Raw genomic sequence first — 22,652 nt, forward strand, 5'->3', positions numbered from 1 at the left:
CCGGGGGGATCAGGAGCAGGGAGAGCGCCAGCACCGGCAGCAGCCACCGGTGATACCGCCTGCGCATCCGAAACCACCTCGCTCTCGACAGCCCGCAGCCTACATCCTGCCGTATCGCGCGACGATGCCCTGCCCCAGCTCGAGGACCGCCTGCCGAAGCTCGGCCGGCTCCAGCACCTCCGCGCGGCCGCCAAAACCGGCCAGCCAGCGGGCCAGCTCGCCCATGCCCCGCGCCTCCATGCGGAGGATCACCGACCCGCCTGCCTCCTCCTCCAGCCGCTGCGACGGGTGCCAGACCGTCTCCCGCACCAGCCTGGCCACCTCCCGGTCGAACCGGATCCGCACGCGCATGAGCGGCCCGAACTCGATGCCCCAGACACCGCCGAGGTACTGCTCCAGGTCGAAGTCCGCGGGCCGGTCGAAGGTGGTGCTCAGCACCTGCGCCTCCAGGATGCGGTTCGCGCGGAAGATCCGGACCTCCTGGCGGAGCTCGCAGAACCCGATGAGGTAGAGCGCCGTCCCCCGGTATGCCATCCCGTACGGGCGGACGACCCGCTCGACGGGCGCCTCGGCATGGAGGGCCTGGTAGAGGATCCGGAGGGGGTGCGGCCCCTCGACCGCCGCGCGGCAGGCCGCCTCCACGTCCGGGGACGGCGGCAGGGAGTACGCCTGGATGGGGTCGACCACCAGCGTCCGGCCCAGCCCGCTGGCCAGCTCCTGCTGCTGCGCCGGCAGCACGGCCAGCAGCTTCTCCCAGGCGCTGCGGGCGGCCGCGCCGCCCACGGGCCGTTTCCGCCGGCCGAAGTCCAGCGCGGCCATCAGGGCCAGGACCTCATCCGGCTGGAACTGGATGGGCCGCACCTTGAAGGTCTCCAGCACCGCGTACCGCCCGCCGTCCCGCACGACGGGCACGCCGTTCTGCTCCAGGAACTCCAGGTCGCGGTAGATCGACCGGCGCGTCACGCCGAAACGCCGGGCCAGGTCGTCAGCCCGGGGCCTGCCCCCTCCCATCAGGACGGTGAGGAGCTGGAAGCGCCGCTGCAGCGCGCGTGAGGATCCGGCCGCCATGGGGCATCCCTCCCCGGAAGCCTTCCCCAGCGCCGCCGGAATCTCCTGCCTGCCCCGCACAGGGCGGCGTTATGTAACCCGGCACCCGCCGGCGCATATGCTGGGGTGGAGGGATCCATCATGACGATGCCTTACGGCTGGGGCCGCGACGACGACTGGTGGGACGACGACTGGGACGGCATGAGCTGGGGCAATCCCTGGCGGCGCCGTCGCCGCCGCCGGCGCTTCCCGCCCTTCGGCAAGTTCCCGTTCCAGAAGTTCGATAAGTTCCCGTGGGGCAAGTCGCCCTGGGGGAAGTCGCCCTGGGGCAAGTGGGGCCGGCGCTCCTGGTAGGCTGACCCGCCGATACTGCCGACCACAGGGGCCCGCGTGGGCTGCGGGCCCCTGTGGCGCGCGCCGCCTTTCCTCCCCTTGTGGCACGCCGGGCCCTCCCTCCCCTGCAGCGTCCAGGGCCTTGCCGCCTCCTACAGCATCCAGGGCCTCGCCTGCTGCTACAGCGCCCAGGGCCTTGCCGCCTCCTACAGCGTCCAGGGCCTTGCCGCCTCCTACAGCATCCAGGGCCTTGCCTCCTCCTACAGCGCCCGGGGCCTTGCCTCCTGCTACAGCGCCCAGGGCCTTTCCTCCTCCTACAGCATCCAGGGCCTTGCCGCCCCCTACAGCATCCAGGGCCTTGCCTCCTCCTACAGCGCCCAGGGCCTTACCTCCCCCTGCGGCGGCGGAGGCCCTCTTCCCGCATGCGCTTGCGGGTGTGGGTATCGTACGGGACCGAGGTGATGGCCTCGGCCTGCGCGCGCAGGGCCGCGGCCTGCTCCAGCGCCTCGCCGTCTCCCCCGGCGGACGCTGCCTCCAGCGCCTCGGCTGCCTGAAAGAGGCGGATCGCCGCGCCCTGGAGGTCGCCCCCGTCGGCCAGCTCCACCGCCTCGTCCCAGGCGGCGCTGGCCTGGCTGAGCCGCACCTGGCGCCTCACGGCCTCGTCCGGCGGTTCGCTGAGGCGGGCGGGGTCTTCGGTGATCTCCAGCGAGACGTCGGCCTCGATGGTGCCCGGCTGGCCGCCCGGCGTCGCCGGCACGTAGTGGAGCACCACCCGGGCCAGCCTGCCGTCCGCCGGCGGGGCGGCCACCGCGAGACGGACCAGCACGTGCTTCGCCTCGGCGGCGCAGAGATCCGGCAGGATCACCACGGCCCGGTCAGGGTTCCCCTCCGGCCGGTAGCCCAGCACCCCGGTCACGGCGACGCCGGGCTCGGCCTCGATGGTGAGCTGCAGCCCCTGCGCGGCCACCTGCAGCAGCCCCTCCAGCTCCTCCTGGAAGATCCGCGGGATCTGGTCGGGGTCGGCGATGTAGTGGAAGTTGCCGCCCCCCGCTTCTGCCAGCGCCACGAGCAGGTCCTCGTTGAAGTGGGGACCGACGCCCAGCGTGCTGAGGCCGAGCCCTTTCTCCCGCCAGGCCCTGGCCCAGCCCACCAGCACGTCCGGATCGGTGACGCCGACGTTGGCCAGGCCGTCGGTCATCAGCAGCACGCGGCTCACCCGCTCGGGCCCGGCGTGCGGGCGGATCTGCTGCATGCCCGCCGCCAGCCCGCCGCTGAGGTTGGTGGTGCCGCCGGCGGTAATGCCGTCCACCAGCAGCTTCACGGCATCCTTGTGCGCGACCGGCTGGCTGGCCAGGGGCACGCGCACCTCGTCGTCGTATGTGACGATGGCCAGCCGGTCGGCCTCGGCCACCTGATCCACCAGGAAGCGGAGGGCCTGCTTGGTGAAGTAGAGCGCGGCCCCGGCCATGGAGCCGGACCGGTCGACCACGGCCGCCAGGTTGAGCGGCGGGCGGCCGTCGGGGGCCGGCGCCGGCGGCGCGGCCAGGGTCACGAGCAGGTAGAGCTCGCCCCCCGAGTGGCTGATGCAGGTGCGTTCCAGCCGGGTGCAGAGCGTGAGTCTGTAGGTCATGCGATCGACCTCCTCTGCCCCCAGCATCGCGCCGGGCAGTGACAGCGTGGTGTCACTGTTCCTGCCGGAGAATCCGCACCTCCTGCGCGCCGTGCCAGCGGGCGAACTCGTGGAGCGCCTTCTCCAGGGAGTTCTGCAGCCCCCGGCGGTCGACGGCGTTCAGTTCCAGCTGCAGGCAGTTGACCACCAGCACCCCGTTCTGGCGGTCCAGCTTGGGGTCCAGGCGGCCGATCAGCCTGTCCCCGTACAGAATCGGCATGGCATAGTAGCCGAACCGGCGTTTCTCGGCGGGGGTGTAGACCTCCCACGTGTAGTCGAAGTCGAACAGGTCCTGCAGCCGCTCACGGCGCCACAGCAGATTGTCCAGCGGCGCCAGGAAGCGGACGGTGCGCCGCGGCTCCCAGTCCGCGGCCATCTCGAGGAGGGGTAGGTCCTCCGCCAGCGCGTAGTAGCGCCGCCGCACGCCCTCGATGGCCACCTCCGCCCACTCGCCCGCCGCCACCCTCGCCTCGGCGAGCGCCCGCCGCTTGGCCGCGGGGTAGGTCTGCCAGCCAAACCGGAAGTCGCCCAGGTCAACCAGCCGGTAGGCCCGCATGTACTTATCCAGCAGGAATCGCTGCCACTCGGCCTCGCCCCGGGCGACATCCGGCGCGGACCAGGGGCGGGAAACGTCAGCGCCCTCGCCGAGGCTGCAGGCCGGGTCCGCCTGACCGCTTCCACCAGCGCTGCGGACCGGCTCCGTATGGCCGCTTCCGCCAGCGCGGGCCGGGGCGGTCGGGCCCCACTCACCGGCGCCGCGGACCGGATCCGTCTGGCCGCTTGCACCATCGCCACGGGCCGGAGCCGTGGGGCCGCTTGCACCAGCGCCACGGGCCGGAGCCGTGGGGCCGCTTCCGCCAGCGCCGGTGCGCAGCAGCGGGGAGCGCAGGTCCATGACATCCCCCGGCAGGCTCGCCGCCACGCGCGGCGGCAGGACGTTTTCCGCCAGATCGTACCACTTCTCGTTCCCTTCCCGCCGTGCGACGAAGATCTCGCCGCCCAGCCAGAGCAGGTCGATCGCCCGTCCCGAGGCCTTGGAGGCCTTGTCGGGCGGGTTGTAGCCGATGCCCATCAGCCGCGGCCCGTCGTTGCCCAGATCACGGGGCCGGAGCGGGCCCGCCTCCCGCAGGCGGTACAGCACGTCGCGCATCACGCCTGCCAGCGCCTCCCGGGCCGGCAGTGTTCGCGCCGCCAGCATGATCGGCCAGAATTCCGGCAGATCACGCATGGGCAGCACACACCGGGCGTTCGCCAGGTACTCGAACCCCTGCCCGGCGGCGAACAGTCCGTCCAGCATCTCCGGCCGGTAGCCGCCGACGCGGTTTCGCAGGACCAGGTGGTGGTTCCGCTCCACCACGGCGATGGGGTCCAGCTGCACGGCCTCGAGCCACTCCAGGGCGCGCAGGAGGCCGCTCCGGCCCCTCAGCGCCTTCACCCAGGGCTGAATCACCCCGGGGACCTCCAGCAGCCCCTGGGTGTAAAGCAGAAACCGGCGGGCAGCCGCTTTGGATACGCGAACGCGCACAGGTCTTCCTCCCTTCGGCCACGCCCGGCGGCCGTCCGTCTGCCTGCCGCCGGGCTGCCCTCACTCCTTCGCCGTAGCGAACGCTTGTTCCTGCCAAACACCCGCCGTCTGTGCACCTGGACGGGACGACGCTGGAAAGGTCTGAGTTCCCCCGCGCCGGCCGTGCTGGCTTGACGAGTTGTTAGACGCTATAGTAAACTGCCTACGTATTATCAAACGAATCGAGATGATGTCTAGTGAACGTAACAGATCGGCTCTCCTCCGCGACCCTGGACGAGATCAAGCAGGGATACACCGAAAGCGCCGAGACGTACACGTGCCTCTGCTGCGGTCACGCTGCAGAGAAGGGCGTCATCTACCCGGTCGGCGACCGGCTGTACGACGCCCGCCGGTACATCGGCCACCACGTCAAGGAGGCCCACGGCTCCGTCTTCGCCTGGCTCGTCGGGCTCGACAAGTCGGTGCACGGCCTGTCGGACCTGCAGCGGCGGCTGCTGGCCCTGTTCTATGAGGGGCGCACCGACGAGGAGATCCGCCAGGCCATCGGCGCCGGCTCCACCTCCACCGTGCGGAACCACCGGTTCATCCTGAAGGAGAAGGAGCGGCAGGCGCGGGTGTTCCTGGCGATCATGGCGCTTCTGCAGGAGCGGCAGGGCGCCGGGGGAGAAAGCGGCACATCGTCGGCACGGCAGCGCAGCCGGGTGGAAAAACCCGCCGCTGAGCGGGAGCGGATCCTGGCCCGGTACTTCCCGCACGGGCTGGAAGGGCCGCTGCAGCACTTCAGCGGGCGCACGCCGGAGAAGCACCGGCGCCTCATCGCCGCAGCGGTGGCAGAGCGGTTCGTGCCCGGGCGCCGGTACAGCGAGCGCGAGGTCAACGAGGTGCTCGAATCGATCGCAGAAGACTACGTGCTGCTCCGGCGCTGCCTGGTCGATTTCGGCCATCTGCGCCGGCTGCCCGACGGCAGCCAGTACTGGCGCAGCGACGAGAACCCGGAGAGGGGGAATCCCGTGGACCGCAGGAAAGAGCTGAAGCGCCTCGCCCGGGAGGCGAAGACCGAGGGGGGCGTCTACCAGATTCGCAACATCCGGAACGGCATGATCTGGATCGGAACCACGCCCAACTTTCGGACCTTGAACGGCCAGCGATTCCAGCTGGAGAACGGCTCGCACATGAGCCGGGAGCTGCAGCAGGCCTGGGACGAGTTCGGCCCTGACGCGTTCGTCTTCGAGCCGCTTGAGACCCTGGAGGTACCGGAGACCGGCTACTTCGACCGGGACGGGGCGCTCAAGAAGCTGAAGCAGAAGTGGCTGCGCAAGCTGCAGCCCTTCGGCGACCGGGGCTACAACCTGCCGCGGGAGCTGGAGGAAGAGGCAGACTAGGCGTGACACGGCCCCGCCGCCCCCTTCACGGGGTGGCGGGGCCCTGTCGCGCCGGTTGCGCGCAGAATGTGCACCCGACACCCAAGCCACCGTACACATTTCGCGCGCAACCATCCCTCCAGCCGCCTGAAAGGTTACCCCCGGGGGTAGGATAATGGCCTATCCCCCCGCGCTTCCCTCCACCGGCTGTGGCCCACTCGGGCTTCCACCACCCGGCAGCCCCGGCGAGCGCGCAGAATGTACACCCGTTTCCCCCAGACCCGCGCACATTTCGCGCGCAACCATCCCTCCTGCCGCCTGGAAGGTTACCCCCGGGGGTAGGATAACGGCCTATCCCCCCGCACTTCCCTCCACCGGCTGTGGCCCACTCGGGCTTCCACCACCCGGCAGCCCCGGCGAGCGCGCAGAATGTACACCCGTCTCCCCCAGACCCGCGCACATTTCGCGCGCAACCATCCCCTCCAGCGGCCTGAAAGGTTACCCCCGGGGGTAGGATAAGGGCCTATCCCCCCGCACTTCCCTCCACCGGCTGTGGCCCACTCGGGCTTCCACCACCCGGCAGCCCCGGCGAGCGCGCAGAATCTACACCCGTCTCCCCCGGACCCGCGCACATTTCGCGCGCAACCATCCCTCCTGCTGCCTGAAAGGTTACCCCCGGGGGTAGGATAATGGCCTATCCCCCCGCGCTTCCCTCCACCGGCTGTGGCCCACTCGGGCTTCCACCACCCGGCAGCCCCGGCGAGCGCGCAGAATGTACACCGTTTCCCCCAGACCCGCGCACATTTCGCGCGCAACCATCCCCTCCAGCCGCCTGGAAGGTTACCCCCAGGGGAATTACCCCAGGGGTAGCACCCCAGGGGTATCACGCGTACCCCCTTCGCCCCCAAGAATTCCCCTGCGGCGACTCCCCCGCAGAACACGGGCAGAGCAGGCACCCCCGCAGGTGCCTGCTCTGCCCGCCATCTCACCGCACACCACGCCGGGGCGGGTCTGCCCCGCCCTCGGCGGCAACACGCCGGAGGGCCTAACCCTCCCTGGGCGGCAGCACAACGGCCTCGCCCTCCACCACCGTCTCGCCCCGCTGGTTCACGCAGGTGGTGCGCAGCCGCAGCCGCTTTCCATTAATAATCTCCACCACCTCGGCCGTGGCCGTGATCGTGTCGCCGATCCGCACCGGCGCCGTGAAGTTCAGGGTCTGGCTCAAGTAGATGCTCCCCGGGCCCGGCAGCTTCATGCCCAGCACGGCCGAGATGAGGCCCGCCGACAGGATGCCGTGGGCAATGCGGCCGCCGAACCGCGTGGTGCGCGCGTACTCCTCGTTCACGTGGGCCGGGTTCAGATCCCCGGTGATGCCGGCGAACAGGTACACATCCGTCTCCGTGATCGTCTTGGTCGTGCTGGCCTTCTGGCCTATCTCATACTGCATCTCCGATCCCTCCCATCCAGTGTCACCCGCGGGAGGGGCGTGCTCATGGCATCGACGTCGACCCGTCCCGTGCCCGTGGGTGCAGCGAACACACACGTCTACCCGTACCGGAACTGCACGCCCATCGTGCCCCTCGGGTACTCCCAGACCAGCGCGCCTTCCTTCGGGCAGATCACCCGGCAGGTGCCGCACTCCAGGCAGCCGGCGTAGTCGAAGCGGATCTCCCCGTCCACAACGGTGTACAGCAGCGCCGGGCAGGCCCAGGTGCACGGCTTGGACTCGCAGGTGCGGCAGATCTCGGCGTTCACCCGGATGTGCGCGAACGCCTCGTCCACCACGAACTTGTTCAGTCCCAGGCGTTCCTCGATCGTCATCGCCGTCAGGCTCACAGCGCGTTCATCCCCTTCCAGGCGTCCTGCCCCAGCCCCCAGAGCGAGACCCCGGCGGCCTTCAGCTCCTGCATCAGCATCGGCAGCAGGTGGACCGGCTCGGTGGTGCCCTCCACCGTGAACATGCGGGTGGTAAAGGCCTCCAGGAGGGCGGGGTAGGTCGAGAACAGCCGCGGCGTCGTCCCGATGAAGTGCGGCGCATTCCGGTAGTGCTCCAGCTCCCTCAGCACGAAGGAATCGCGCAGGCGGGCCTCGTACCCGGCCAGCGCCTCCTTGCTGAAGTCGCCCTTCTCCTTCGCGGCGATCACCGCGTCGGCGGCGTGCATGCCCGAGGCGATGGCGAAGTCCATGCCCCGCACGCTGTAGCCCAGGTTGAGCACGAAGCCGGCCGCGTCGCCCGCCACCAGCACGCCGTCGCCGTAAAGCGCGGGCATCATGTGTGCGCCGCCCTCGGGCACCAGGTGGGCCGAGTACTCCACCACCTTTCCCCCGGCGGTGAGCGGGGCGATGGCGGGGTGCGCCTTCAGCCGCTCCATCAGGTCGGCCGGCGCCGTACGCCGCTCCCGCAGGCCCGCGACGGTGATCACCAGCCCCAGCGAGATCGAGTCGCGGTTGGTATAGAGGAAGCCCCCGCCTGGCAGCCCGTCGGTGACGGAGCCGACCATGAGCATGGCCGCGCCCTCGTCAGGCCCCAGGCCGAACCGGTCGGCCACGACGCCCTCGGGCAGCTCGATCGTGGTCTTCACCCCGGTGGCCACGTGGCGGGGATCCAGCTCCTCCGTGCGCAGGCCCGCCTTGCGGGGCAGGAGGCAGTTGACCCCCTCGGCGACGATGACCACGTCGGCGTACATCTCGTCCTCGCCGGCCCGCACGCCGACCACCCGGCCGTCCTCGATGAGCAGCTCGTCCACCTTCACGCCGGTGGCCAGCATGGCACCCGCCGCCTCCGCCTGCTCGGCCAGCCACGGGTCGAACCGGGCGCGCAGCACGGTGTACGAGTTCTGCCCGAACCGGGAGGAGCGCACCTCGAAGCTGACCAGCGTCTCGGGGGTCATGAACCCGAGGATCTCCCGTGTCACCCGCCGCTCCACGGGCGCCTGCTCCCAGAAGCGGGGGATCAGCTTCTCCAGCGCGTGGGTGTACAGCCGGCCGCCGGTCATGTTCTTGCTGCCCGCGGCCGCGCCCCGCTCAATCAGGGCCACGTCCAGGCCCGCCTGCGCGAGCCGCAGCGCTGCGGCCGATCCGGCCGGCCCCGCGCCCACGACGATCGCGTCCATCCGATCCTCAGACACAGCCGCACCTCCTCCCTAGCCCAGCCTCTGCCGCAGGGCCGCGGTCAGGGCGGGCACCGCCTCCCGGGCGTCGGCCACCAGCCCGTAGTCCGCCTCCCGGAAGATGGGGGCGTTCTCGTCCGTGTTGATGGCCACCACCAGCCGGGAATCCCGCATGCCGGCGATGTGCTGCACCTGGCCGGACGTGGCCACGGCGATGTAGACCGAAGGAGCCACCTTCCGGCCGGAGATGCCGATGTAGCGGTCCTCCGGCAGCCACCCCAGGTCTTCCGCCACGGGACGGGTGCAGCCCACGGCGCCGCCCAGGACCGCCGCCAGCTCCTCCACCGGGCCCAGGTCCGCCCGGTCCGGCAGGCCCCGGCCCACGGCGACCACCACGTCGGCCTCGGCGATGTCGGCGCCGCTGCCCTGCCTGGGCCGGCGCTCCACGATCCTCACGCGGCTGTCCGCGGGCACGGCCACGGTGCGGACGACGGCCGCGCCGGCAGCGTTCCCCCCGGCGGAGGCGCCCGCCGCAGCGCCGGCGGCGCACTCCGGCGCCCGGAAGGCCCGGGCGGGCACAGTGGCCATGCGGGGACGGGCGGTCAGGGCCACCGTCGCGACGCCGCTGCCGCCGTACACGGGCCGGTCGGCCAGGAGGTCGCCGCCCTCAACCCGGATGTTCGCCGCCTCCGACGCCAGCGGCGCGTCCAGCCGGGCCGCCAGCCGGGCGGCCAGGTCCTTCCCCCTGAGCGTGGCGCCGACCAGCACCACGTCGGGGTCGGCGGCCCGGAGCAGGTCCGCCAGCGGCGCCGCCGCGCTCTCCAGCGGCTGCCCCTCCGGCACCTCCAGGAAGACCACCTCGTCGGCGCCGCACGCCGCGGCCTCGTCGGCCGCGGTCCGGTCGCCCACCGCGACGGCGGTCAGCGTTCCGCCGAAGGCGGCGGCCAGGTCCCGCCCGCCGCCGATCAGTTCACACAGCAGCGCAGGCTGCTCGGAGATCACCCAGATGCCACCCATGCTCGGCACTTCCTTTCCCAGTGTTGTGGCTACCGCACCGCGGCGGCGATGGCGTCCGCCAGCTCTTCCACGCTGCCCACCTGCACCTGCCGGCGGTTGCTGGCGGGCGCCCGCAGCGACCGCACGTCGGCCCGGGCGGCGAGCTGCGCCTCGCCGAGGCCCAGGGCGGCGGCATCGAAGGTGCGGACCTCCTTCTTCCGCGCCCCCATGACCTGCTTCAGGCCCGGAATGCGGGGCTTGTTCAGGTCGGGCATGACGGTGACCACCACCGGGAAGGCGGCCTCCACCACCTCCACGCCGTCCTCCAGCTTCCGCTCGGCCCGGACCCCGCCCTCGGTCAGCTCCAGCTTGCTCACGAAGGTGATGCAGGGGATATCCAGCAGCGCCGCGATGCGGGGGCCCACCTGCTGGTTGTACTGGTCGCCGGAGCCCTCGCCGCAGAGGATCAGGTCGAACGGCCCGGCCTGCCGGATGGCCGCCGCCAGCCCGTGGGCGGTAATGCGGGCGTCGGCGTTCTCGAACGCGGGGTCGACGGCCAGCACGGCCCGCTCGGGCCCCCGGGCCAGCGCCTCCTTGGCGGAGTTCTGTACCTCCGGGCCGCCCAGCGAGACCGCCACGCAGTCGCCGCCGTGCTGCTCGTGCAGCTGCGCCGCGGCCTCGATCGCGTTGCGGTCGTACTCGCTGATCTTGCGGGCGGCCCGCTCCAGGTTCAGGCTGCCGCCGGACTCGACCCGCACGTCGGCTTCATCGATGACCCACTTGTAGCAAACGACGATGTTCGGCATTTCAAGCTCCTCCTCCCCGCGCCGGGCCGCTACCTGAGCAGGCTGCCGGCGATCACCATGCGCTGGACCTCCGAGGTGCCCTCGTAGATCTCGGTAATCTTGGCATCGCGCATCAGCCGCTCGACGGTGGTGCCCTTGATGTACCCGATGCCGCCGTGGATCTGCACGGCCTTGATGGTCTGCTGCATGGCCGTCTCGGCGGCGAAGAGCTTGGCCATCGAGGCCTCCCGGGTGTGGGGCTCGCCCTGGTCCTTCAGCCAGGCGGCGTGGTAGACCAGGTGCCGGGCCGCCTGGACCTGGGTGGCCATGTCGGCGATCATCCACTGGATGGCCTGGTTGGCCGCGATCGGCCGGCCGAACTGGTGCCGCTCCTTCGCCCACTTGACCGACTCATCCAGCGCCGCCTGCGCGATGCCCAGGGCCTGCGCCGCGATGCCGATGCGGCCGCCGTCCAGGGTCATCATGGCGATCTTGAAGCCCTGGCCCTCCTCGCCCAGCAGGTTGCCGGCCGGCACCCGCACGTCCCGGAGCAGGATCTCGGTGGTGTGGGCGGCGCGGATGCCCATCTTGTTCTCGTGCTTGCCCACCGCCACGCCGGGGAAGCTCTTCTCCACCACGAAGGCGCTGATGCCCCGGGTGCCCTTCGACTTGTCGGTCATGGCGAAGACCACGAAGACGTCGGCCTTGTCGCCGTTGGTGATGAACACCTTGGAGCCGTTCAGCACGTAGTGGTCGCCGTCCCGGACCGCGGTGGTCGTCTGGGCGGCGGCGTCGGTGCCGGCCCCGGCCTCGGTCAGGCAGAAGGCGCCCAGCCACTCGCCGGCGCAGAGCCGGGGCAGGTAGCGCTGCTTCACTTCCTCGGAGCCGAACTTGAAGATGGGCCAGGTGCAGAGCGAGGTGTGGGCGGAGAGGATGACGCCGGTCGAGGCGCACACCCGGGAGATCTCCTCCACGGCCAGGATGTAGCTGAGGTGGTCCGCGCCGGCGCCGCCGTAGGCCTCCGGGAACGGAATTCCCATCAGCCCCAGCTCCGCCATGGCGGCCACGGACTCCTCAGGCCACCGGGCCTCCTCGTCGATCTCCACGGCAATCGGCGCACAGTACTCCTGGGCGAACTCACGGGCGGTCTTGCGGATCAGTTCCTGTTCCTCGGTCAGTCTGAACATACCAGCGTCCTCCTCGGTCGACGGCACATGCCGTCTGCGGTATGGGAAAGTTATCACATTCACAAATCGGCCTGCAGGGGCCGTCTTCCACGACCTCGGACCCCCCGGTCGGACCCGGGCCATCGCCCTCCGGCTCCGGCGATGGGCGCCCGGGGTCTCAGGCGGCCCCGTGCAGGACGGGCCATCGTCAACGGCCCGGCAGCCGGGCCCCCGCATCCGGGGCCGGTGTCCGGGACCCTGCGGGGATCCCCCGGGGCGGCGGGCGCCCCCGCCGCCCCGGAGGGCATCGGCCTTACGGCCGCTCCACGATCATCGCGATCCCCTGGCCGCCGCCGATGCAGAGAGTCGCCAGTCCGTACCGGCTCTGCCGCTTCTGCATTTCGTACAGCAGGGTGACCAGGATGCGGGTACCGGAGGCCCCGACCGGATGGCCCAGGGCGATGGCACCGCCGTTGACGTTGACCTTCGCAAAGTCGAACTGGAGCTCCCGGGCGACGCCCAGGGCCTGGGCGGCGAAGGCCTCGTTGGCCTCGATCAGGTCGATCTGGTCGAGGGTGAGGCCGGCCCTGGCCAGGGCCTTGCGGGTCGCCGGCACCGGGCCCATGCCCATGATGCGGGGCTCCACGCCGGCGGAGGCGTAGGCGCGGACCACGGCCATGGGCGTGAGGCCCAGCTCTTTCGCCTTGTCGGCGGACATGACCAGCACCGCGGCCGCGCCGTCGTTGATGCCGGAGGCGTTGCCGGCCGTCACGGTGCCGTCCTTCTTGAAGGCGGGACGCAGCTTCGCCAGCGCCTCCAGCGTCGTGCCGAACCGCGGGAACTCGTCAGTGTCGAAGACGATCTCGCTCTTGCGGGTGCGCACCGTCACCGGCACGATCTCATCCTTGAACCGGCCGGCCTTGATGGCCGCCTCAGCCTTCGCCTGGGAGGACAGGGCGAACTGGTCCTGCTCCTCCCGGGTGATGCCGTACTGCTCGGCGATGTTCTCGGCCGTGATGCCCATGTGGCAGTCCTCGAAGGCGCACCAGAGGCCGTCCTTGATCATCGTGTCGATCAGCTCGCCGTGGCCCATGCGGTAGCCCGTGCGGGCCTGGGTCAGGGCGTACGGGGCCAGCGACATGTTCTCCTGGCCGCCGGCGACGATGATGTCGGCGTCGCCGGCCATGACGGCCTGCGCGGCCAGGGCCACGGTCTTCAGGCCGGAGCCGCACACCTTGTTGATGGAGGTGGCCGGGACCGTCACCGGGATGCCGGCCTTCAGCGCCGCCTGGCGGGCGGGGTTCTGACCCTGGGCGGCAGTCAGGATCTGCCCCATGAGCACCTCGTCCACCATCTCGGGCTGCACGCCCGCCCGCTCCAGCACCGCCCGGATCACGACGGCGCCCAGCTCGTGGGCCGGCACGGTGCTCAGGGTCCCGTTGAAGGAGCCGATCGCCGTACGGGCTGCAGAGACGATTACCGCTTCACGCAAGTGGGTTACCTCCTTCTTACATGTACCAGCCGCCGTTGCAGTCGATGACGGCGCCGGTCATGTACCACGCCCGCGGCGAGGCGACCACGCCCACCCAGTAGGCGATGTCCTCGGGCTCCGCCCACTTCTGCACGGGGATCTTCGCGGTGATCTCGTCCAGGTACTCCTTGGGGTAGTTCTTCATCATGTCGGTGAGGATGTAGCCTGGCGCCAGGGCGTTGACGGTGATGCCCTTCCGGGCCAGCTCAATGGCCACTTCCTTGGTGAAGGCGATCAGGCCGCCCTTGGAGGCCGCGTAGTACGGGGTGCCGAAGACGCCGGTGCGGCCCACGTACGAGGCGATGTTGATGATGCGGCCCCAGCCCTTGGCCACCATGCCCGGGATGAAGGCCTTGGTGCAGATGAACGGGCCGGTCAGGTTGACGTCGATGACCGCGTCCCAGTCCTCCTTCTTGGCCTTGCGCATGTGGCCGTCGCGGTTGATGCCGGCGTTGTTGACCAGGATGTCCACGGGGCCGATCTCCTCGGCCATCTTGTTCACCTGGGCCTCGTCGTTGACGAAGGCGGGGTAGAACCGGGCGTTCACGCCCAGCGCCTTGATCTCCTCGACCGTCTTCAGCGCCGTCTCCTCCATCTGCGGGACGTCGTTGACCACGATGTCGGCGCCCTTGCCGGCAAGTTCGAGCGCGATGGCGCGGCCCAGACCGCGGGCGGAACCGGTGACGAGCGCAAGCTTACCCTGGAGCTCCTTAACCATTACGCAATACCCCCTAGATGAGATTGAGGCTATGTGAGATCAAAGGTCGTTCGAAGCCGTGCGAGGCAGCTCTGCGGCCCTGGCCAGGTCTTCCACGTAAGCCCAGGCCTCTGCCAGCGTGCGGAACTGCCTTTCCTGCCCGGTCTGCACATGGCGGACCACCACCCGCCAGCAAGGGTCGGGGTTCCCTCCCCCATCCAGATCGCAGTACAGGCGAACGACGAAAGAGGCGATGAGAGACGGGTTCAGGCCGTTCAACCTCCTGTCTTCCGCCGTCAGCCCTGCAGGGCGTCACGCAGGAACGCCGAGGCCACCGCCTTGAAGCGGTCGGTCCGCTCCAGGAACATGCAGTGCCCCGCCCGCTCCAGCATGACCACGCGGCTGCCGGCGATGCGGCTTTGAATTTCGTGAATGTAGGGCAGCGGTGTCAGCACGTCCTCGTCCCCTGTCATGAGGAGGGTCGGACAGGTGATGTTGGAGAGCTGCTCCAGCATATCGAAGTGCTTGGCGCCCTCGATGAGGTGGGCGGCGGCATGGACCGGGATGGCGGAACCCTTCTCCCGCCACGGGCGCAGGGCGTCCCAGTGGTGGTTCACAAAGGAGCGCCCCCAGATCCAGACCATGGAGACGTCGAACCGCACCGGGCCGCCGCCGGCCCGCATGGCGGACTGCCACGACTCGAGCTTGGCCTGCATGAAGGTGTCCGCCCGGCCGTAGGTGTTGGCCAGCACCAGCGCCGTCACCCGGTGCGGGTACAGCGCCGCGAAGCTCATGGCGATGAGCCCGCCGTTGGAGACCCCCAGCAGGGCCGCCTTCTCCACGCCCAGGGCGTCCAGCAGTGCGGCGAGGTCTGCGGTGTGCTGCGAAGGCAGGTAGGGACCGTCATCGGGCTTCGAGGAGCCCCCCTGACCCCGGCAGTCGTAGGTGAGCACGCGGAAGTGGTCGGTGTACGCGTCCAGGTGGCCGTTCCAGCTGGAGAGGTCGGTGAGCAGGCCGTTGATCAGCACCAGCACCGGGCCGTCTTCCCTGCCCTGCCACTCGTAGCGGATATCGATCCCGTTGACATGCACCACGGGCATTCCGGTTCCCTCCCATCCGGCGACTCAGCCGCCCAGGTAGATACGCTTCACCTCGGGGTTCCGGCGCAGTTCGGCGGCCGGGCCGTGCATCGCCAGCTTGCCGGTCTCCAGGATGTAGGCGTAATCCGCCGTGCGCAGGGCGAGGTTGGCGTTCTGCTCCACCAGGAGCACCGCGGTCCCCTCGCTGTTGACCTTCCGGATGATGGTGAAGATGTCGCGCACGATCATGGGCGCCAAACCCAGCGACGGCTCGTCCAGGAGCAGCAGCCGGGGCCTCGCCATGAGCGCACGGGCGATGGCCAGCATCTGCTGCTCGCCGCCCGAGAGCGTCGCCCCCACCTGGTTCAGCCGCTCCTTCAGCCGGGGGAAGAGCGAGAGCACCCACTCCAGGTCCCGCTCCACGCCCGCCTTGTCCTTGCGGGTGTAGGAACCCATCCGCAGGTTCTCCGCCACCGTGAGGCCGGTGAAGATCTGGCGGCCCTCCGGGCTCATGGCGATGCCCAGCGGCACGATCTCCTCGGTCTCCATCCGGCTGATGTCCCGGCCGTCGAAGGTGACGCTGCCCCGGGTGGGGTGGAGAAGGCCCGCGATGACCCGGAGGGTCGTCGTCTTGCCGGCGCCGTTGGCCCCCAGCAGGGCCACGATCTTGCCCTCGGGCACCTCCAGCGAGATGTCGTGCAGGGCCTCGATGCGGCCGTAAGAGGCAGAGACGTTGGTGAGTTTAAGCATGCTCCGCCTCCACCTCCTCCTCGCCGAGATAGGCCTTGATCACGGCCGGGTTGGCCTGCACCTCGGCCGGCGTGCCGTCGGCGATCTTCCGGCCGAAATCCATGACGGTAATCCGCTCGCAGATGGACATGACCAGGCTCATATCGTGCTCCACCAGGAGCACGGTGGTTTCGTACCTGTCCCGCATGATGCGGATGAGCTGCGCCAGCTCCTCGGTCTCGGCGGGGTTCATGCCCGCGGCCGGCTCGTCCAGCAGGATCAGCTTGGGCCGGCTCACCAAAGCCCGGGCAAACTCCACCCGCTTCTGAATGCCGTAGGGCAGGAACTGCGCGTAGGCGTCACGATACTGGGCGATCCCCAGGAACTCCAGCACCTCCATCGCCCGGTCCCGGGCCTCCTGCTCGGCCTGGCGCACTCGGGGCAGCAGGCCGCCCAGGGCCGCGGCGAACAACCCGTAGCGGATGTTGTGATGCTGGCCGACCATCAGGTTCTCCCAGACGGTGAGGCCCCGGAAGAGCTCCACGTTCTGGAAGGTGCGGGCGATGCCCAGGCCGATGACCTGGGACGGCTGGTACGCCAGCAGGTTCTTCCCGTCGAACGTCACCGTGCCCTCGGCCGGCTCGTAGTACCGGGACAGCACGTTGAAGACGGTGGACTTGCCGGCCCCGTTGGGGCCGATGAGGCCGTGGATCGTGCCGGCCTCCACCTTCATATCCAGCTGGTTCACCGCCACCAGGCCGCCGAAGCGGACGGTGACCCCCGAAAGCTCCAGGATGGCCATCTACTTCACCCCCCTGGGCACAGCCTGCCGCCCGGCCGCCTGCCGCCGGGTCTCCCACCAGACCCTGGCCTTCCGCCAGAGGTCCACCAGGCCCATCGGCAGGTAGAGCACCACCAGGATGAGGATCACGCCCGTCAGCACCTGGTTGGAGTTCTTGAAGACGTTCTGCATGAAGAACGAGTCAGCGAAGGCGCCGGAGCGCTGAAGCGACAGGGAGATGATCTCCGTCAGCTTCGGCAGGAGCCCCAGGAACAGGGCGCCGACGATCGCGCCGCTCACCGTACCCAGGCCGCCGAGCACGATGATGGTGAACAGCTCGATGGAGATGCCGAAGCCGAAGTTGCCCGGCGAGATGTAGTTGAGCCAGTGGGCCCAGAGGCCGCCGGCCACGCCGGCGTAGAAGGCGGAGATGGCAAACGCCATGGTCTTGTACTTGGCCAGCGAGATGCCCATGGCCTGGGCCGCCACCTCAGAGTCCCTGAGGGCGATGAACGCCCGGCCGACGGCGCTCCGCTGGATGTTCCGGGCGATCCACACCAGCACCACGAGGGTGACGAGGATGAGGTAGAAGTACGCCCGGTCGCTGCTGAAGGAGATCCCGAAGAGGGTGGGCACGGAGGGCTTCACGCCGGTCCAGCCGCCGGTCCAGCCCTCAAACAGGTTGAGGATCTGGGGAATGGCGTAGCCGAAGCCCAGGGTGGCGATGGCCAGGTAGTGGCCGGAGAGACGCAGGGCCGGAAAGCCCAGTCCCCAGCCGAGGATCGCCGCGACAAACCCGGCGATGGGCACGGAGAACCAGAAGGGAACGCCGATGATGTCGGTGAGGCCGTAGCAGACGAAGGCGCCGAATCCCATGAAGGCCGCATGCCCCAGGGAGATCTGGCCGGCGTTGCCGGTGAGGATGTTGAGCCCGATGGCGACGATGGCGATCATCAGCGCCCGGTCCAGCAGCATGATCAGCCAGTTCAGCTCCTCGGGCAGGACCTGAGGCAGCGCCAGGACCGCGGCGAAGCCGATCACGTACAGCAGCTTCCTGGTCATGGCCTACACCTTCTTCCTCTGAACTGTCCCGAGCAAGCCGGCCGGGCGGAAGATGAGCACCAGCACGATCAGGGCAAAGGCAAAGGGCGTCTTCAGCTGCGGGATGAACTGGCCGACGAGGTTCTCCAGCACCCCCAGCAGGAGGCCGCCCACCACTGCGCCGGGCAGGGAGGTGAATCCCCCGAGCACGCCGGCCGTGAACGCCTTGACCTGCATCTCCGCCATCATGTTGATGCTGAGGGTGGTCACGGGGGCAATCAGGATGCCCGCCGTCGCGGCCAGAATGCCGCCCAGCCCCCACGTGATCGCCAGCACCCGGTTGGTGTGCACGCCCACCAGACGCGCCGCCAGCCGGTTCTCCGCGACCGCCCGCATGGCGATGCCCATCAGCGAGTACTTGAACAGCGCAAAGAAGGCGAGCATGAGCACCAGGGCGACGGCGAGGTTGAGCAGGGTGGGCAGGGTGAAGACGAGGCCGCCGACCCGGATGGGGGCGCCGCTGATCCCCGTCGGGAACGGCTTGGGGTCGTAGCCCCAGATCCAGCCCGCCACGCCGTTGATGATGTTGAGCAGGCCCAGCGTCGCGATGAGGACCGAGATCAGCGGCGCCGTGCTCAGGGGCCGGATCACGATGCGCTCGATGAGCATCCCGAAGACCGCGGCGAAGACCAGTGCGAGGACAAAGGCGCCCCAGTACGGAACCCCGCCCTTCATCATCAGGGTGAAGGCGATGAAGGTGCCGAACATGGCCATCTCGCCCTGGGCGAAGTTCACGACGTCCGACGTCTTGAAGATGAGCACCAGCCCGAGTGCGGCCAGCGCGTAGAGTGAACCGGTGGCCAGGCCGCTGATAATCTGCTGGGCAAGGATCAATCGTGTGACCTCCTTTGCAGGAAGCCCCGTCTGGATCTACCGGAGGCCGCCGGGGGGGGGAGGCGCTCCGTCTCCCCCCCGGGTGGCGGCTGCCGCTCGGCCAGACTAGCGCTCCAGTCGATACGGCTCCTTGTTGATGGGCACCATCACGATGTTGCCGTTCTCATCCTTGATGACCTGGTTCAGGTAGAAGTTGAGCACGCCCGCCCGCTCATTGGGACCGTAGGAGATGCCCTTGGCCATGATCCCGTTGAAGTCCTTGAGGTTCTCCAGCGCCTGGATGAACCCCTCCCGGGTCAGGTCGCGGCCCGCATCCTCCAGGCCCTTGACCAGCAGCTCGGCGGCGATGAAGCCGGCGGTGTGGTAGGCGTTGGGGATCTTCGGGTTGCCGTCGGCATCCTTGACGTAAGTGCCCACGATCTCCCAGAACTTCTGGATGTCGGGGTCGTTGGGGTCCGCCACCGGCACCCAGCCGCCGGCGATCAGGCCGACCGCGGCCTCACCGGCCAGCTTGGGCACGTTCTCGGGGTCGGCGTTGACGTAGGAGGTGATGGGCACCGCGTCGTAGCCCAGCTCGTACATGGCCTTCAGGGCGGCGATGGTCTCACCCAGGGTGGTGTAGAGGATCACCGCGTCGGCGCCCCGGGCCTGGGCGTTCAGGACCGGCGTGGAGAAGTCGACGGAGCCGGCCTCATGCGGCGCGTCGTAGACCACCTGGGCGCCCAGCTTCTGGGCATGGTCCTGGATGCCCTTCAGGCCCTGCTTGCCCATGTCGGAGTTCTGCCAGAAGACGGCCAGCTTGGTCTTGCCCAGCTCCCGCACCACGTACTGGGCCAGCACCGCGGCCTCGTCCGGGTTGTTGGGCTGCACGGCGAAGACATTCTTCTTGGGCGGGTGGGCGGTCTGCTCCACGCCGGTCATCGGGTAGATCACGGGGACGCCCGTCTCCACCCAGTAGTCCATGGAGGCCAGTACGCCCGGGGTACCCAGCACCGGCGCCAGGGCGAAGACCTTGTCCGACTCGACCAGCTGCTTGGAGGCCGCGAGCCCCTTGGCCGCGTCGAACTGCTCGTCGATGACGTTGACGATCTCGATCTTGCGGCCGTGGACGCCGCCGTTGTCGTTGACGAACTTGATGTACGCCTCGAAGCCCTCGCGCACCGAGATGCCGATGGGGGCCACCGCGCCGGACTGGGCCGCGAAGCCGCCCACGCGGACGGTGGTGTCGGTCACACCCGTGGTGTCGCCCTTGGCCTGCTCGGCGGGCTCAGGGGCCGTCGACCACTCGGCCGTCAGGGTCTCCGAGGCCGAGGGCGCAGGCGTCTGCTGCGGCGGCTGCTCCCCGCTCTTGGACCCGCCGCAGCCGGCGAGGAGCGAGGCGACCAGCGTGAGGCTCAGGACCATCGTCAGGAAGCGCTTCACAGTATTACCTCCCCACTTTGTCTGGTGTATGCCACTTGCCGACCTACTTGCCCAGGCAAGCCCTGGCCAGGCGCAGGCGGCAAACAGCTAGCTCTTCACGACCATCGGCCGCCGGGGCAGCCAGCCGAACTTCAGCGCCTGCTCGGTCAGCTCGTCGCGGAACTTCGGGTGTGCGATGCTGATCAGGCGCTTCGCCCGCTCGAACACCGACTGGCCCCTGAGGTGCGCCACGCCGTACTCGGTGACGACGTAGTCGATGTCGTTGCGGGTCATGGTCACGATCGACCCCTCGGTCAGCATCGGGACGATGGTCGAAATGGTCCCCTTCTTCGCCGTCGACCGCAGGGCGATGATGCCCTTGCCGCCCTCGCTCATCCAGGCGCCGACGTGGGTGTCGCGCTGGCCGCCGGTGCCGGAGTACTGCATCGGCCCGATCGACTCTGAGCAGACCTGGCCCGTGAGGTCGATGGAGATCGCGGTGTTGATGGAGGTCATCTTCGGCTGCTGGGCCAGGATGTAGGGGTTGTTGGTGTAGTGGCCGTCGCGGATCTCGACGGAGGGGTTGTCGTCCAGCCAGTCGTACAGCCGGCGGGAGCCGCAGGCGAAGCAGCCCACGAACTTGTAGCGGTCCAGCTTCTTCTTGCTGTTGTTGATGGCGCCCGCCTCGTAGAGGTCGAGCATGGAGTCGACGATCATCTCGGTGTGGACGCCCAGGTCCTTCTTGTGCCGCAGGAACTGCGCCACGGCGTTGGGGATGCCGCCGATGCCCAGCTGGATCGTCGCGCCGTCCGGCACCATGTCGGCGATGTAGCCGGCGATGGCCTCCTCCTCGGGCCCCGGGGTGATGTTGGGCATCTCGAAGACCGGGGCGTCGCACTCCAGGATCCAGTCCACCTGCGAGACGTGCAGCAGGGTGTCGCCGAAGGTCCGGGGCATGTTCGGGTTGACCTCGACGATGACCAGGTCGGCCATCTCCAGCACCCAGCGCTCGTACACGGTGGAGAGCGACATGGAGAAGTAGCCGTGCTTGTCCATGGGTGCGACGCTGTGCACCAGCACGTTGATCGGGGCGCACTCGTACCGGTCGGGGCCCGCCCGGTGCAGGTTGTTGGGGATCACGGTGCAGTTGCCCTGCTTGTGCATCTCCCGGGCGGTCTTGCCGTAGAACCAGGCCTCCTGCGTGAAGGCGTGGGCGTACTCGGGCTTCGTCCACTCGTACTCACCCATCATCAGGGAGAAGAAGAGCGAGACGTTCTCCACCTTGTCGGCGACGGTGTGGAGCTGCCGCAGGAAGGCCTGCGGCTCCGCGCCGCACATGCCGAAGGCGACCCGGTCGCCGCTGCGGATCTTCGTCACGGCCTCCTCTGCCGTAAGCAGCTTCTGACGGTACATCTCCTGCCAGCGATTGGTCATGGTGCAAGCCTCCTATCCTCTCGCAGCGCGTGCTACTCCACCGGACCCCACTGGATGGCCGTGGCGCCCCAGGCCCAGCCCACGCCGGCGCTGGCGCCCACCACCAGGTCGCCGTCCTTGATGAGGCCCCGCTCCAGGGCAAGGTGGATCGAGATGATCTGGTCCATCTGGCCCATGTGGCCGTACTCTTCCAGGTAGATGCAGCGCTCCAGGGGCACGCCCAGCCGGTTCAGCAGGTCGATGTGCGCCGAGCGCTTGAAGTGGAGCATCGCCAGATACCCGATGTCCTTGGTCTCCTTGCCGGCCATGGCGCAGACGTCCTGAATCACCTTGATGAAGTTGGGCAGCGAGACCTCGCCCAGCCGCTGGTTCATGAACTCCCGGTCGAACACGTCCAGGTAGTAGAGGCTCGGGTCGAAGTTGCGCAGGCCCGCCTTGGTGCCGCCGCCCTTCACGCCGACCACGCCTGAGAGCGAACCGTCGGTGACGAAGGAGGAACCGATCACCCGGTTGCGGCCGTAGTTCTTCTTCAGGATCATCGCGGCGCCCGCCGCGCCCAGGTCGTACATGAACGAGACCCGCGGGTTCTTGTAGTCGATGTAGTCGCCGTTGCGGTAGCCGCCGATCAGCATGATGGTGTTGATCTTGTCGTCCGAGACGGCCATGGCCTCGGCCAGCTTCATGCCCAGGCTCCAGGTGCCGCAGCGCAGCTGGCAGTCGAACGCCCAGGCGTTCTTGGCGCCCACCGCGTGCGCGCTGTAGATGCCGGCCGTCCACAGGTGCATTTCCTTATACTCTTCGCCGATGTAGATGACCAGGTCGATCTCGCCGGGGTCGATGCCCGCCCGCTCGATGGCCATCCGCCCTGCGCGCACGCCCATCTCGGCGGTGTGGTCGTCCGGCCCGGGGACGGGCTTCTTGTAGAACCCGAACTTCTTCTCGATGACGTCCTGCGGGATGCCGGTCTCCTTTGCGATGTACTCCGCCGTGTGCCAGTGGTCGGGGATGTAGATCCCTGTGCTGACCACGCCGATGTAAGGCCGATCCTGAGCCATTACGCATGCACCTCTCTT

The 22,652-nt window shown here is 69.2% G+C and carries 22 protein-coding genes; 2 read left to right on the forward strand and 20 right to left on the reverse strand.

The features are described 5' to 3' along the window. Positions 1–99: 99 nt before the first annotated feature. A complete protein-coding gene (locus ACZ5UM_RS16635; RefSeq protein WP_464845554.1) occupies positions 100–1,068 on the reverse strand; it encodes a helix-turn-helix transcriptional regulator in 969 nt (322 codons plus the stop codon). Between the two features lie 120 nt (positions 1,069–1,188). On the opposite strand from ACZ5UM_RS16635, the gene ACZ5UM_RS16640 reads away from it, so the two are divergent. Further along, positions 1,189–1,401 carry a hypothetical protein gene (locus tag ACZ5UM_RS16640; protein ID WP_464845555.1) on the forward strand — a complete coding sequence of 71 codons (213 nt, stop codon included), beginning with the start codon at positions 1,189–1,191 and terminating at the stop codon, positions 1,399–1,401. A 364-nt stretch (positions 1,402–1,765) separates the two neighbouring features. On the opposite strand, the gene ACZ5UM_RS16645 is transcribed toward ACZ5UM_RS16640, so the two are convergent. Both ACZ5UM_RS16645 and ACZ5UM_RS16650 read right to left on the reverse strand, forming a co-directional pair. Then, complete coding sequence (locus ACZ5UM_RS16645) at positions 1,766–3,010, reverse strand: vWA domain-containing protein (protein WP_464845556.1); 1,245 nt, start codon at positions 3,008–3,010, stop codon at positions 1,766–1,768. A gap of 52 nt (positions 3,011–3,062) precedes the next feature. Beyond that, the gene (locus tag ACZ5UM_RS16650; protein WP_464845558.1) at positions 3,063–4,574 is read right to left on the reverse strand and encodes a winged helix-turn-helix domain-containing protein; all 1,512 of its coding nucleotides are present in this window, start codon (positions 4,572–4,574) and stop codon (positions 3,063–3,065) included. A 236-nt stretch (positions 4,575–4,810) separates the two neighbouring features. On the opposite strand from ACZ5UM_RS16650, the gene ACZ5UM_RS16655 reads away from it, so the two are divergent. Beyond that, positions 4,811–5,956: a DUF2087 domain-containing protein gene (locus tag ACZ5UM_RS16655; protein ID WP_464845561.1), complete on the forward strand. Its 1,146-nt coding sequence runs from the start codon at positions 4,811–4,813 to the stop codon at positions 5,954–5,956. Positions 5,957–6,980: 1,024 nt separating this feature from the next. On the opposite strand, the gene ACZ5UM_RS16660 is transcribed toward ACZ5UM_RS16655, so the two are convergent. The 17 genes from ACZ5UM_RS16660 to ACZ5UM_RS16740 all read right to left on the reverse strand — a co-directional run bounded on the left by ACZ5UM_RS16660 (position 6,981) and on the right by ACZ5UM_RS16740 (position 22,634). Beyond that, the gene (locus tag ACZ5UM_RS16660) at positions 6,981–7,382 is read right to left on the reverse strand and encodes a MaoC family dehydratase (RefSeq protein WP_464845563.1); all 402 of its coding nucleotides are present in this window, start codon (positions 7,380–7,382) and stop codon (positions 6,981–6,983) included. A gap of 98 nt (positions 7,383–7,480) precedes the next feature. Next, the gene (locus ACZ5UM_RS16665) at positions 7,481–7,765 is read right to left on the reverse strand and encodes a ferredoxin family protein (protein ID WP_464848407.1); all 285 of its coding nucleotides are present in this window, start codon (positions 7,763–7,765) and stop codon (positions 7,481–7,483) included. A 2-nt stretch (positions 7,766–7,767) separates the two neighbouring features. Then, positions 7,768–9,063: an FAD-dependent oxidoreductase gene (locus tag ACZ5UM_RS16670; RefSeq protein WP_464845566.1), complete on the reverse strand. Its 1,296-nt coding sequence runs from the start codon at positions 9,061–9,063 to the stop codon at positions 7,768–7,770. A 15-nt stretch (positions 9,064–9,078) separates the two neighbouring features. After that, positions 9,079–10,062, reverse strand: a complete 984-nt coding sequence (locus tag ACZ5UM_RS16675) for an electron transfer flavoprotein subunit alpha/FixB family protein (protein WP_464845570.1) — start codon at positions 10,060–10,062, stop codon at positions 9,079–9,081. Positions 10,063–10,091: 29 nt separating this feature from the next. Then, positions 10,092–10,847 carry an electron transfer flavoprotein subunit beta/FixA family protein gene (locus ACZ5UM_RS16680; protein ID WP_464845572.1) on the reverse strand — a complete coding sequence of 252 codons (756 nt, stop codon included), beginning with the start codon at positions 10,845–10,847 and terminating at the stop codon, positions 10,092–10,094. Between the two features lie 29 nt (positions 10,848–10,876). Continuing rightward, positions 10,877–12,013, reverse strand: coding sequence for an acyl-CoA dehydrogenase (locus ACZ5UM_RS16685; protein ID WP_464845574.1), 1,137 nt, complete (start codon positions 12,011–12,013; stop codon positions 10,877–10,879). A gap of 292 nt (positions 12,014–12,305) precedes the next feature. After that, a complete protein-coding gene (locus ACZ5UM_RS16690) occupies positions 12,306–13,484 on the reverse strand; it encodes an acetyl-CoA C-acetyltransferase (RefSeq protein ID WP_464845576.1) in 1,179 nt (392 codons plus the stop codon). Positions 13,485–13,500: 16 nt separating this feature from the next. Beyond that, a complete protein-coding gene (locus ACZ5UM_RS16695; protein WP_464845577.1) occupies positions 13,501–14,241 on the reverse strand; it encodes a 3-oxoacyl-ACP reductase family protein in 741 nt (246 codons plus the stop codon). Between the two features lie 39 nt (positions 14,242–14,280). Beyond that, positions 14,281–14,499, reverse strand: coding sequence for a hypothetical protein (locus ACZ5UM_RS16700; RefSeq protein WP_464845581.1), 219 nt, complete (start codon positions 14,497–14,499; stop codon positions 14,281–14,283). Between the two features lie 17 nt (positions 14,500–14,516). Then, positions 14,517–15,320 carry an alpha/beta fold hydrolase gene (locus ACZ5UM_RS16705; protein ID WP_464845582.1) on the reverse strand — a complete coding sequence of 268 codons (804 nt, stop codon included), beginning with the start codon at positions 15,318–15,320 and terminating at the stop codon, positions 14,517–14,519. A 24-nt stretch (positions 15,321–15,344) separates the two neighbouring features. Further along, a complete protein-coding gene (locus tag ACZ5UM_RS16710) occupies positions 15,345–16,049 on the reverse strand; it encodes an ABC transporter ATP-binding protein (RefSeq protein ID WP_464845585.1) in 705 nt (234 codons plus the stop codon). Continuing rightward, positions 16,042–16,830, reverse strand: coding sequence for an ABC transporter ATP-binding protein (locus ACZ5UM_RS16715; RefSeq protein ID WP_464845587.1), 789 nt, complete (start codon positions 16,828–16,830; stop codon positions 16,042–16,044). The genes ACZ5UM_RS16710 and ACZ5UM_RS16715 overlap by 8 nt, the downstream gene beginning before the upstream one ends. Then, the gene (locus tag ACZ5UM_RS16720; RefSeq protein WP_464845591.1) at positions 16,831–17,871 is read right to left on the reverse strand and encodes a branched-chain amino acid ABC transporter permease; all 1,041 of its coding nucleotides are present in this window, start codon (positions 17,869–17,871) and stop codon (positions 16,831–16,833) included. Between the two features lie 3 nt (positions 17,872–17,874). Next, on the reverse strand, positions 17,875–18,744 hold the full coding sequence (locus tag ACZ5UM_RS16725; protein WP_464845597.1) for a branched-chain amino acid ABC transporter permease: 870 nt from the start codon (positions 18,742–18,744) through the stop codon (positions 17,875–17,877). A 105-nt stretch (positions 18,745–18,849) separates the two neighbouring features. After that, the gene (locus ACZ5UM_RS16730; RefSeq protein ID WP_464845604.1) at positions 18,850–20,166 is read right to left on the reverse strand and encodes an ABC transporter substrate-binding protein; all 1,317 of its coding nucleotides are present in this window, start codon (positions 20,164–20,166) and stop codon (positions 18,850–18,852) included. An 87-nt stretch (positions 20,167–20,253) separates the two neighbouring features. Further along, complete coding sequence (locus ACZ5UM_RS16735; protein WP_464845608.1) at positions 20,254–21,579, reverse strand: acetyl-CoA hydrolase/transferase family protein; 1,326 nt, start codon at positions 21,577–21,579, stop codon at positions 20,254–20,256. Between the two features lie 32 nt (positions 21,580–21,611). Next, complete coding sequence (locus ACZ5UM_RS16740; protein ID WP_464845610.1) at positions 21,612–22,634, reverse strand: 3-oxoacyl-ACP synthase; 1,023 nt, start codon at positions 22,632–22,634, stop codon at positions 21,612–21,614. Positions 22,635–22,652: the final 18 nt, after the last annotated feature.

It is taken from the genome of Symbiobacterium ostreiconchae, from assembly GCF_055396975.1.